The 11,251-nt window shown below is 66.4% G+C and carries 9 protein-coding genes; 4 read left to right on the top strand and 5 right to left on the bottom strand.

Annotation, left to right across the window (positions count from 1 at the left end; translation table 11 throughout):
• Window positions 1-49: 49 nt before the first annotated feature.
• From J2S76_RS15170 to J2S76_RS15155, 4 genes are all read left to right on the top strand, one after another.
• Entirely contained in the window at window positions 50-343 is a 294-nt protein-coding gene (locus J2S76_RS15170; RefSeq protein ID WP_307061586.1) for a GIY-YIG nuclease family protein, read from the top strand.
• Between the two features lie 453 nt (window positions 344-796).
• Window positions 797-1,834 carry an aspartate-semialdehyde dehydrogenase gene (locus tag J2S76_RS15165; RefSeq protein WP_307061560.1) on the top strand — a complete coding sequence of 346 codons (1,038 nt, stop codon included), beginning with the start codon at window positions 797-799 and terminating at the stop codon, window positions 1,832-1,834.
• Window positions 1,835-1,972: 138 nt separating this feature from the next.
• The gene (locus tag J2S76_RS15160) at window positions 1,973-2,611 is read left to right on the top strand and encodes a DUF1007 family protein (protein WP_307061558.1); all 639 of its coding nucleotides are present in this window, start codon (window positions 1,973-1,975) and stop codon (window positions 2,609-2,611) included.
• A complete protein-coding gene (locus J2S76_RS15155; protein WP_307061555.1) occupies window positions 2,602-3,567 on the top strand; it encodes a nickel/cobalt transporter in 966 nt (321 codons plus the stop codon). Before J2S76_RS15160 ends, J2S76_RS15155 begins: the two co-directional genes overlap by 10 nt.
• A gap of 4 nt (window positions 3,568-3,571) precedes the next feature.
• On the opposite strand, the gene J2S76_RS15150 is transcribed toward J2S76_RS15155, so the two are convergent.
• From J2S76_RS15150 to J2S76_RS15130, 5 genes are all read right to left on the bottom strand, one after another.
• Entirely contained in the window at window positions 3,572-4,312 is a 741-nt protein-coding gene (locus J2S76_RS15150; protein WP_307061553.1) for an acetoacetate decarboxylase, read from the bottom strand.
• 99 nt (window positions 4,313-4,411) lie between these two features.
• Window positions 4,412-7,837, bottom strand: coding sequence for an autotransporter family protein (locus tag J2S76_RS15145; RefSeq protein WP_307061551.1), 3,426 nt, complete (start codon window positions 7,835-7,837; stop codon window positions 4,412-4,414).
• Between the two features lie 180 nt (window positions 7,838-8,017).
• Complete coding sequence (locus J2S76_RS15140) at window positions 8,018-9,010, bottom strand: WD40 repeat domain-containing protein (RefSeq protein WP_307061549.1); 993 nt, start codon at window positions 9,008-9,010, stop codon at window positions 8,018-8,020.
• A gap of 108 nt (window positions 9,011-9,118) precedes the next feature.
• Window positions 9,119-10,093 carry a CobW family GTP-binding protein gene (locus J2S76_RS15135; RefSeq protein ID WP_307061547.1) on the bottom strand — a complete coding sequence of 325 codons (975 nt, stop codon included), beginning with the start codon at window positions 10,091-10,093 and terminating at the stop codon, window positions 9,119-9,121.
• Window positions 10,094-10,229: 136 nt separating this feature from the next.
• The gene (locus J2S76_RS15130) at window positions 10,230-11,243 is read right to left on the bottom strand and encodes a metal ABC transporter substrate-binding protein (protein WP_307061545.1); all 1,014 of its coding nucleotides are present in this window, start codon (window positions 11,241-11,243) and stop codon (window positions 10,230-10,232) included.
• Window positions 11,244-11,251 lie beyond the last annotated feature (8 nt).

The raw sequence follows: 11,251 nt of genomic DNA, 5'->3' as shown, positions 1-11,251 counted from the left end.
TGAGGTGCGAGCGCAGCGAGCCTCGAAGGATGGTCATCCGGGAGAGAAGATGGGTGCGTTCGTCTACATGCTTCGCTGCGCCGACGGTTCGCTCTATGTCGGCTCAACCAGCGGTGCATTGGAAAAGCGCCTCGCCGAACACCAGAGTGGCAGCTATCCCGGCTACACGTTTCGGCGCCGGCCGGTAACGCTGGTCTGGTCGGAAGCGTTCGAGCGCATCACCGACGCCATCGCCGCCGAGCGACAGATCAAGGGGTGGAGCCGGCTCAAGAAAGAAGCCCTCATCCGTGGCGACTGGGAGACGGTGCGAGGGGCCGCGCGGCGGCCGTCTCTGCGCAAATAGTGACGCGCTTGTGCGACCATCCTTCGAGGCTCGCTGCGCTCGCACCTCAGGATGACGTGGCTTTCGCGGATTCGCAGCCCAGCATCGTTTGCCTCCGACGAGCATCGCCCCCTGAGGTGCCCGGCATCACCGGTCCTCGAAGGATTCCCGCCCCACACACTCCTTCCTTCCGCCAACACGCCGTCATTCTGAGATGCGAGCGCAGCGAGCCTCGAAGGATCCCCGGCCCACACCCTACTGCCTTCCGCCAAAGCGCCGTCATCCTGAGGTGCGAGCGCAGCGAGCCTCGAAGGATGGTCATCCGGGAGCGGGCATCATTCTCTTCCTGCGGGAGATCAAGCCGCGCCTTCGCCCCTCCCCTCCCCCTCCACCCGTTGCCCTCTTGCCCCTTATCGCGTAAAAGCCCGCGCTCGCCCGAGCCTGTGAATGGCAGGGCCTTCAGGAGATCAGCACATGGGCTACAAGGTCGCCATCGTCGGTGCCACGGGTAATGTGGGCCGCGAAATGCTCGACATTCTCTCCGAGCGCGGGTTTCCCGCCGACGAGGTGGTCGCGCTTGCTTCTCGCCGTTCCGTCGGCACCGAGGTTTCCTTCGGCGACAAGACGCTCAAGTGCAAAGCCCTGGAGAATTATGACTTTTCCGACACCGACATCTGCCTGATGTCGGCCGGTGGCGACGTGTCCAAGGAATGGTCGCCGAAGATCGGCCGCCAGGGCTGCGTCGTGATCGATAATTCCTCCGCCTTCCGCTACGACAGCGACGTGCCGCTGATCGTGCCGGAAGTGAACGCCGACGCCATCACCGGTTTCACCAAGAAGAACATCATCGCCAACCCGAACTGCTCGACCGCCCAGCTCGTCGTGGCCCTCAAGCCGCTGCACGATCTGGCGACGATCAAGCGCGTGGTGGTGGCGACCTATCAGTCGGTCTCCGGCGCCGGCAAGGACGCCATGGACGAACTGTTCGCGCAGACCCGCGCGGTGTTCGTCTCCGACCCGGTGGAAGCCAAGAAGTTCCCCAAGCGCATCGCCTTCAACGTCATTCCTCACATCGACGTCTTCATGGAAGACGGCTACACGAAGGAGGAATGGAAGGTGATGGTCGAGACCAAGAAGATTCTCGATCCCAAGATCAAGCTCACCTGCACCGCCGTGCGCGTGCCGGTGTTCATCTCGCATTCGGAAGCCGTGAACGTCGAGTTCGAGAAGCCGATCTCGGCCGAGGAGGCGACGCAGGCCCTGCGCAACGCTCCGGGCGTGCTCGTCATCGACAAGCGCGAGCCCGGTGGCTACATCACCCCCTATGAGGCCGCTGGCGAGGACGCCACCTATGTCTCGCGCATCCGCGAGGACGCGACGGTGGAGAACGGCCTCTCCTTCTGGTGCGTGTCGGACAATCTGCGCAAGGGCGCGGCGCTGAACGCGGTGCAGATCGCCGAAGTGCTCATCAACCGCAAGCTGATCAAGCCCAAGGCCAAGAAGGCGGCCTGACGCCGCCCGCACGACCTTGTGAACTGATGAAACGGCCGCCTCCGGGCGGCCGTTGCCGTTTGTGCTGCAATGCGTCACCATTCCGCCGAACTGCACCGCCACCACTGCGACACCTTGGCGGCTTCGGAGAGGCCCGACGTGATTCAGCGATTTCTGGCGACCCTCTTCGTTCTCACTGCACTGACTGGCGCTGCCACTGCACACCCGCATGTGTGGGTCGAGGTCCATTCCGAGCTCGACTACACCCCCGCCGGCACGCTCGCCGGCGTGCGCCATCACTGGAAGTTCGACGAGGCGTTCTCGACCTATGCGCTGCAGGGGCTGGAGACCACGCCCGACGGCAAGCCGAGCGAGAAGACGCTGAAGGAACTGGCGCTGGTGAATATCGAATCCCTGCACGAATTCGATTTCTTCACCTATGCCAAGCGCGGCAAGCAGGACGTCAAGTTCCTGCCGCCAAAAGATTATTCCCTCACCTATGACGGCACCGCGCTCACCCTGCACTTCACCCTGCCCCTCGCGGAGCCCCCGGCGAAGAAGGGCGAATTGGCGCTCGACGTCTACGATCCCACCTATTTTGTCGCCTTCCAGCTCGCCGACACCGATCCCATAAAGCTCGCCGGCAATGCCGGGGACTGCGCGCTCACCCTGCACCGCCCCGACCCGGCGGCGACCGGGAGTTCGACCACGCTGTCGGAAGGCTTCTTCAACGCCCTCACCTCGGCCAGCGAGTTCGGCTCGCAATTCGCCAACCGCGTCACGGTGAAATGCTCGTGAGCCGGCGTCTGGCGCTCTGCGTTCTGGCGCTGGGCGCCGGCGCGCTGATGCTGCACCCGGCCCTGGCGCAGAGCCCGTTCGGCGTCGGTGCCCCGGCCGCGCCGGAGAGCGGCGGCCTTGCCGGCTTCATCCTCTCCAAGCAGGCGGAATTCTACCGGCTTCTCACGTCAGCCGTGCGGGCCTCGAAGCAGGACGGGCACGCGGTGTTCCTGCTCGGCGGCATCTCCTTCGCCTATGGCGTGTTCCACGCCGCCGGCCCCGGCCACGGCAAGGCGGTGATCTCCTCCTATCTGCTCGCCAATGAGGCGACGCTGAAGCGCGGCGTCGGGCTCGCCTTTGCCAGCGCCCTGGCGCAGGCGCTGACCGCCATCCTGGTCGCTGGCATCCTCGCCGCCGTCATCGGCACCACCGCCGCCACGATGAGCCGGGCGGTCAGCCTGATCGAACTCGCCGCCTATGGCCTCATCGTCCTCATCGGCCTGCGCCTCGCCTGGATCAAGGGCCGCGCGCTCCTCGCCGCCTGGCGTGGCGGGCCGGCGCATCGGCACGGGCCGGACTGCGGCTGCGGCGACGACCTCGCCCATATGCCGGCGCCGGACGAGCTGCCGCGCAGCAATGGCTGGCGCGAATGGTGGGGCGCGGTGATGTCGGTGGGGCTGCGCCCTTGCTCGGGCGCCATTCTGGTGCTGGTCTTCGCGCTGGCGCAGGGCATCTTCTGGGTCGGCGCCGCCTCCGCGCTGCTCATGGGCGTCGGCACGGCCCTGACGGTGAGCGCCATCGCGGCGCTGGCCGTCTTCGCCAAGCACGCCGCGGTGCGGCTTGCCGCCAGCCACTCCGGCCCGGCGGCGGCGGTGGCGTTGCGCGGCCTGGAACTCCTCGCCGCGCTGATGCTGGTTGCCTTCGGGCTGGCCCTGTTCTTCGGCTTCATGGCCACGGAGCGGCTGACGCTGGGATAGTGCGTCACTCCTGCAGATAGTCGAAGGCCACCTTGCCGAGGCCGAGGGTAAGGTCGGTGCGAAAATGCGCCGCCGAGATCACCTCCAGCACGGGCAGCTTGGCGACATCGGCCAGCGCATGCGGGAACAGGCCGAGCGCTCCGGGACCGGTCCACGCCTCCTGCACCGTGATGTCTTCCAGATAATACTCGACCAGCTCGCATACCCGCGTGGTGCCGTCGACATGGGGGATGATCTTTATCACCCAGTTCGGTCCCAGTAGCGACGCGTGCAGCGCCGCCTTGTCGAGCGCCTCGAACTTGTAGCCCATGGTGGCGGAGGCGACGAGCACGCTGCCATAGTGCAGCGTTCCGACCAGCGTATCGCTCTCGACGCGCAGCGACGGCTTGGCAAGCTTCTTGGGAAAGCCCCACAGCTCGCGCCCGCCGGCTATCGGCGCCTCGTCGTCGAGATACATGGAATGGACATAGCCGCCTTTCACGCCGTTGAGTTCGACGGGAATGACCTGCCCGGTCTCGGTGTAGTCGCCGAAACCGGTGGAATCCGGCATGCGGATGAACTCATATTTGACGATCGGCTCGAGCACTTTGAGCGGCTCGGGCACCACCTTCTCCAGCGCCGCCAGATCGGTGCGGTAGGTGATGACGAAGAACTCGCGGTTGAAGAACCGATACGGCCCCTTGGGATAGGAGGGGCTGGTGAGCGGCATGGAATAGGCGGTGCGGCGAACGTCGTCGATCTTCATGCGGGCTCTCTCCTGCGATGGCCGAGCCTAACCGATTTGCGCCCCCTCGGCAGGGGGCTGCGGCCGTGCCCGTGAAGTTTGGGCCCGGCCGCGCGGGACTCAGAAGCGGTAGGTGAAGCCGCCCTTGATCGCGTTGGTGTTCACGTCGCTGGCGAACTGCCCCTCATAGCCGACATTGAGAAGCACGTTTGCTCCCACCGCAAAGTCGATGCCGGCGCCGAACAGGAAACTGTCCTCGGCGATCGGCGCACCGGCGACGGTGAAGGCGGTGCCGGTGGACGCGAAGGTCATGCCCAGTTCCGGCGTGATGTCGCCATAGGCATGGCGCCAGGCGAAGCTGGCATGCGGCGTCACCGTGCCCTCGCCCATGGCGAGCGTGGTGGCGAGGCGCAGGCCGAGCGTCGAATAGGGCACGTCATAGGACAGGCCGGCAGAGACGAGGCCGCTGGTGAAGGCACCGGCCTCGGTGAAGCTGTCCGTGTCGATCCAGCTCCACGCCATCTGCGCGAAGGGCTCAAAGGCGATGCCGCCGGCCTCCATCGCATAGGCCGCCTCGACGAAGATGTTGGCCGTCGATCCGTCATAGGAGCCGAGCGGGTTCTCGAACAGGCTGAGCATGGCGACGCTGCGCGTGGTGTCGATGTCGCTCCAGCCATAGCTGGCGCCGCCGCGCAGGCGGAAGGCATCGAAGCTCGCGCCGGCATAGGCGGCGAGGAGCACCGTGTCGGCGTCGGCGCTGCTCATCTGGTCGTCGACATCAAGGCTCGCCGAGGCATAGCCGGCTGCCAGGCCGAAAGTGTAGTTGCCGGAGGTGACGTCGCCGCCGGCCAGGAAGCCGCCGAGCGAGGAATCGACATCGGCGGAATTGCCGGTGCCATTTGCCGAGTTCCACTGGCCGAAGCCCTGCGCCCAGGCCGCATAGACCGGACCCGCCGGTTCGGCGGGCAGCGCCTTGACGGGGAACGGGCTCGCCGCTTCCGGCGCCTTCGCCGCATAGGCGGTCACAGGTCCACCTGCGGCAAGCGCCGCCAGGGCCGGCGAGGCCCCACCCGCGGAAGTCTGGCGCAGGCGGCCGATCAGCGTGTCGGCCACCAGCGTCGACTGGAAGTACAGCGTCGTGCCGACCGAGGCATGCACCTCGCCGGAGAGCAGGTCATAGCCGGCGCGGATCGCCTGTTCCTGACCGGCGCTGCCGGCGAGCACGGTGGCCTGCAGCAGGCTGCCATCGGCGCGGTCAAGGGCGCCGGCGACGCTCGCCTGGTTGGCGGTGCGGGCGAGGCTGGCGAGGGCCACCTCGTTGCGGCTGAGGGTGAGCGTCACCGAGGCATCGTCGCGGCCAAGCTCGGCATCGACAAAGAGGAAGCTGGGTTCCTCAAGCGCGAACTGTGCCGACGGCGTGGTGGTCGTCGCAGCGGAGACGATCTCGTAGACCGTGCCGGTGTAGACCGGGCCGATCGCCGAGAGCACCACCGTGCCGCCATTGATCGTCAGCGTGTCGGTGATGATCTGGTCCGAGGTCAGCCCGCTCAGCTCGACCTCGTAGAACGAGCCAGCCGCGAAGGTCGTGGTGCCCAGCACGGTGACGGTGCCGATGGAGTTGCCCGGCGACACCGTGCCGCCGGTGCCGACAGCGAGAGCGCCCACAGTGGCGTTGCCGCCGAGGAAGGCCCCCTCGCCAATCTCGACCGAGGCCGAGGCCAGCGATCCGTTCAGTACCAACGTGCCATCGATCCCGATCTCGCCGTCGAAGGTCGAGCTGCCGGTGGCGGTGAAGCTGGAGCCCTCATCCACGAAGAGCGCGTTGAAGTCGCGATACTGCGCGTCGTCGCCCAGCAGTGAGAGGTCGAACGTGCCCGTGCCGCTGAGTTCAAAGGTGTTGTCGCCATCATTGCCGATGACGAGGCCGACGACCTCGCTGCCCGCGACATAGACGAACACGTCGTCGCCGCCGCCCATATCGACCGCGACTTCGCTGCCGCTGCTGATGAGGCCGCTATTGACGATGGTGTCGTCCTGCGTGCCGATGAGGGTGATCGCCGTGCCGTCCGAGCGGATGGTGCCCATATTGACGATCTGCGTCGCGAAGGGCGCCGCACCTTGCGAGCTGTCGTCGATCAGGATGGCGCGGCCGACATCGTCCGACCCCTCGTTCGGGTAGTTGTCGAACGCCTCGATGACGGCGCCCGCATGGTTGATGATCGTGCCGCCGCCCGCGGCGATGCCATCGGCCGTGTTGGGCGTGCCGTCATTGGTGCCGGTGGCGCCGGTGCCCTGGATCAGGCCGTAATTGTCCAGCACCAGCTGGCCGTCGACATCGACGCCGTCGCCATCGCCGTCCGGCACGCCGTCGGGATCGCCGTCATCGTCCAGGAGACCCGTCACCTCGCCGCGGATGGTGCCATAATTAATGACCGTGACCACCGTGTCGCCGGTGCTGTCGATGTTGATGCCCGACCCGTTGCGGCCGGCGATCAGCCCGCCCTTGTCGTTCTGCACCGTCACCTCGCCGTCGCCGGTCACCCCGTGCTTGGCGCCGAGGATCTGGCCGGTGGCCTTGTTGACGACCGTGCCGCCGGCTTCCTGGAAATCGATGCCGTCGCCGGTCTGGGTAAGGTCGGTAGACTGGATGAGGCCGTAGTTGGTCACGATGGCCCCGCTGCCGGGGCGGATGCCGTCGGCGGTGGCCGATTGCAGCGTGCCGTAATTGGTGATGAGGATCACATTGTCGGGCGAGGTCAGGTCGGCGAAATCGAGCGCCTGGCCGGCGCCGCCATCAATGAGGCCGTGATTCTCGATGATGATCTGGGCATCGGAGGTCTTCGAGTCGGCGGCGAACTTGAAGCCGTCGTCGAGACCGAGAATCCGGCCGCTTTCCTCGTTGACGAGGGTGAACGAGACCAGCGTATCGATCGTCTTCTTGTCGTCGAACTTCAGGGCGCGGCTTCCGGCATCCAGCGTCTGGATAGTGCCTGAATTGGTGAGGAGGATGGTGCCGCCGCCGAAACGGATGGCGTCGCTGCCCTCGGCGGTGAGCCTGCCACTATTGTCGATCTGGACAATGGCGCTCTCCACCGTCGCCTTGTTGAGGTCGAACACCTGGCCGCTGGTCGCCGTCATGGAGCCCGTGTTGACGACACTGAGTGCGCCATTGGCGAAGGAGCCGCTGAGCCGCACCGTGTCATCACCCGAGGTGATGTCGCCACTGTTGGTCAGCGTCAGCGTACCGCTGACCTTGGAAGCGGCGTCGAGCGCGCGGCCGGTGCTGGTGATCGTGCCATCATTGCGCAGGTCAACACCCGCGCCGGTGGCCGCCGCGCTCCAGGTGATCGCCGTGCCGGTCACGTCGAGCGCACCGCCTGCCGCAATGACGCCGGTGTCCGTGCCGGATACGGTCTGCGCCGTGGTCACGGTCGCGCCGGCGGGAACCGCGAACGAGTCGGCGCGGGCGCCGGACAGCGGCGCCCCGAGCAGAACGCCCGCAGCAAGCAGGGCCGCGTGGCTGGCGGATGAAAACAGGCGGTTCATGGCGGTCAGTTCCCCGGCATCAAATTGTGATGTCCGCGCTAGCGAGCGGGGATGACAGGCAGGTGACTGTTCGACGACACGCACCCGCTTGTTCGCACACGGGCGAAATACCCGGGCAAGCGTGGTGCGAGCGCCACAGGGGCGTCGACTAAAGCTCTGGTTTTACGGTATTAAATAACCTCAGAAAACGGTAAGGCCCGCCGCGCCGCTCTCGGTGCCGATGGCGAGCGCGCCGCCATCCCCGCGCCAGGCCAGGGCACTGACGGTGGTGCCATCGGGGCCGCGCAGAAGGATCTCGGCGCCGTCGGAAATCCGCACCATCAGCACCAGCCCGTCCTCATAGCCGCAGGCGATCACCTCGTCGCGCGGATGGGCGGCAACCGCCGAGACGCGCACGTCGCGCGGCGCCAGCATGGAAGGCTGCTTGCCCATCGGCCCTTCCTTGCTGGCGAAGGGCCAGAGGATCGCCTCGCTGGAGCCTGACGTGGCGAGGAACTTGCCGCCTGTCGTGAAGGCCATTGACGTCACCCGCGAGGGATAGCCCGTCATCCGCATATGGCCACCATCCGAGAGGCGCCAGCCATGCAGCGCCGCTTCCTGCATGGTCGTCACCACGAAGCGCATGTCGGGGCTCCACATCACACCGCGATGCGAGCCCTTCCATTCCAGGAGTTCAGGCTTGGCCTGCGCGTTCGGAAACCACAGCGAGACGCCGCCATAATGGGCGACGGCGAGGCGGGTGCCCTTCGGCGCGAAGGCGAGGCCGCCCACGGTAGAGGGGAAGTCATGCGACTTGCGTTCGCCCTTGGCGGGCTGGAAATGCGCGGTCTTGCCGGCCGAGAAGGCGAAGGCCCCCTCGCTGCCCGCCGCCACCTGGTCGATCCAGCGGCCCTTCTGCTCATAGAGCGCCTGCGCCGAGCCATCGGCCCGCGTCGCTACCACGCGGCCATCATCGCCACCGGTGAGGATCCGCTTGTCGTCGCCGGCGACCGAGAGCACCGCGCCATGATGCGCCCGCACCCGGACCTCGTCTTCCTCCACCAGCACGATCTCACCCTCGCCCAGCACGAAGGCGGGGGTCGTGCCGAGAAAGCGCAAGCCGACCACGGCCCCGCCGAGGTCGAGCGGGCGCAGCTTCGAGGTGAGGGAGGAGGGAGAGGAGGTATCGGTCATGACGCTATCGGTGCTCGGAAAGGACCGCAGGCTTAGCCGATGCGGGCGACCACGTCACGCCCCGCCGGCCGGCGACAATCGATTCGCCGGCCTGCCATCGCTCTGCGTTCACGCCACGCAGCTCAGAAACCCCTTCTCCAGCGCGGCCGCATCGAGCTGCCGGCCGATGAAGACGAGGCGGCTCAGCTTCGGCTCGTCCGCCCGCCAGGGGCGCTGGTGGTCGCCGTCGAGAATCATGTGCACGCCCTGGAACACGAAGCGCTCCGGGTCGTCCTTGAAGGCAAGGATGCCCTTGGAGCGCAGGATGTTCGGGCCCTGCGTCTGGGTCAGATCCTGGATCCAGGGAAAGAACCTGTCGGGGTCGAGCGGCTTGTCGGACGAGAAGGAATAGGAGCGCATGTCCTCGTCATGGAAATGCCGGTGGCCGCCTTCCAGAAAGTCCGGGTCGATCGCCTGGATGCGGTCGAGGTCGAAGGCCCCCTGCCCCAGCACCTTGTCGATGGCGATCTCGGAGCGCTGGGTCCGGTGGATGCGGGCGAACGGGTTGATGGCGCGGATGCGCATCTCCACGTCCTTCAGCTCGGTCTCCGTCACCAAGTCGGTCTTGTTGAGCAGGATCACGTCGGCGAAGGCGATCTGGCTTTTCGCCTCGGGCGCGTCCTTCAGCCGGTCCTTCAGCCATTTGGCGTCGGCCACCGTCACCACCGCGTCGAGCGAGGTCTTGGCGCCCACCGTCTCGTCGACGAAGAAGGTCTGGGCGACCGGGGCCGGGTCGGCAAGGCCGGTGGTCTCGATGATGATGCCGTCAAAGTCGTTCTTGCGGCGCAGCAGCCCGTCGATGATGCGGATGAGGTCGCCGCGCACGGTGCAGCAGATGCACCCATTGTTCATCTCGAACACTTCCTCGTCGGCGCCCACCACGAGGTCATTGTCGATTCCGATCTCGCCGAACTCATTGACGACGACAGCGTATTTCTTGCCGTGCGGCTCGGAGAGGATGCGGTTGAGCAGCGTCGTCTTGCCGGCGCCGAGATAGCCGGTGAGCACAGTGACGGGAATCTTGGGCGAAGCCACGTCGGGCATGGTGAACTCCAATGGTCATCTCAAACGCATCATCCCGGACGCCGCTCTGCGGCGATCCGGGATCGCTTGTTCCGTTCAAATGTGCCGAGCACTCCCGGATCGGCCTGTGGCCCTCCGGGATGTCAGCAGACCAGCGTCAGCTCGACAGGGCCGAGGAGAGCTGGGCGACGTTGTTCTTCATCATGTCGATGTAGGTGCTCGCCGGGCCTTTGTCATCGGAGAGCGCGTCGGAAAACAGCTCGCCGCCGACCTTGGCCTTGGTCTCCTTGGCGATGCGCTTGACGAGGCGCGGATCGGAGATGTTCTCCATGAACACGGCCGGGATGTTGTCGGCCTTGATCTGGCGGATGATGTGGGCCACGTCCTTGGCCGAAGCCTCGGAATCGGTGGAGACGCCCTGCGGGGCGATGAACTCGACGCCATAGGCGGCGCCGAAATAGCCGAAGGCATCATGCGAGGTAATGATGCGGCGGTTCTTCTCCGGAATGCTCGCCACCGCCGCCTTCACTTCGGCGTCGAGCGCCTGCAGCTTGGCGGTGTAGGCGGCCGCGTTCGCCTCATAGGCCGCCTTGCCGGCGGGATCGGCGGCGATCAGCGCGTCGCGGATGTTGGCGACATAGATCTCAGCATTGGCAACCGACTGCCAGGCGTGCGGATCGACTCCGCCATGGTCGTGCCCGGCGTGATCATGGTCATGCCCGTCCTTCTTGGCATGCTCGTCATGATCATGGTCCTTGTGGTCCTTGCCGTGGTCGTGCGCGGCGTGGTCGTCCTCATCCTCGTCGGCCATTTCGCGCGGCGTGATGCCCTTGGTGGCGACGACGATCTCGGCCTTGGTGCCGGAGGCCTTCACCAGCCGGTCGATCCAGCCCTCGAAGCCAAGGCCATTGACGAAGACGATCTGCGCGGCGGACACCTTCTTGGCGTCGCCGGGGGCCGGCTGGAACACATGCGCGTCGCCATTGGGACCGACGAGGGTGGTGACCTCGACCCGATCACCGCCGACCTGCTTCACGAAATCACCGAGGATCGAGAAGGAGGCGACGACGGGGATCTTGGTGGCGGCTTCCTGCGCGGTGGCGGGAAGCGAGATCGGGAGGGCGATGCCGAGCGCGAGCGCGCCGGCGAGAGTGAGGCGGCGGGTGAGCATTGGGGGGG

Source organism: Ancylobacter vacuolatus, from assembly GCF_030813595.1.
In the GTDB taxonomy this organism is placed as follows: Bacteria; Pseudomonadota; Alphaproteobacteria; order Rhizobiales; family Xanthobacteraceae; genus Ancylobacter; species Ancylobacter vacuolatus.
Note: the sequence above shows the minus strand (reverse complement) of the source record. Positions and strands in the feature narration are given on the sequence as shown.

What these genes read in the sequence shown, in the direction of transcription:
- J2S76_RS15170 (WP_307061586.1), top strand. Translation starts at nt 50, where the DNA reads ATGGGTGCGTTCGTCTACATGCTTCGCTGCGCCGACGGTTCGCTCTAT.
- J2S76_RS15165 (WP_307061560.1), top strand. Translation starts at nt 797, where the DNA reads ATGGGCTACAAGGTCGCCATCGTCGGTGCCACGGGTAATGTGGGCCGC.
- J2S76_RS15155 (WP_307061555.1), top strand. Translation starts at nt 2,602, where the DNA reads ATGCTCGTGAGCCGGCGTCTGGCGCTCTGCGTTCTGGCGCTGGGCGCC.
- J2S76_RS15150 (WP_307061553.1), bottom strand. Translation starts at nt 4,312, where the DNA reads ATGAAGATCGACGACGTTCGCCGCACCGCCTATTCCATGCCGCTCACC.
- J2S76_RS15145 (WP_307061551.1), bottom strand. Translation starts at nt 7,837, where the DNA reads ATGAACCGCCTGTTTTCATCCGCCAGCCACGCGGCCCTGCTTGCTGCG.
- J2S76_RS15140 (WP_307061549.1), bottom strand. Translation starts at nt 9,010, where the DNA reads ATGACCGATACCTCCTCTCCCTCCTCCCTCACCTCGAAGCTGCGCCCG.
- J2S76_RS15135 (WP_307061547.1), bottom strand. Translation starts at nt 10,093, where the DNA reads ATGCCCGACGTGGCTTCGCCCAAGATTCCCGTCACTGTGCTCACCGGC.
- J2S76_RS15130 (WP_307061545.1), bottom strand. Translation starts at nt 11,243, where the DNA reads ATGCTCACCCGCCGCCTCACTCTCGCCGGCGCGCTCGCGCTCGGCATC.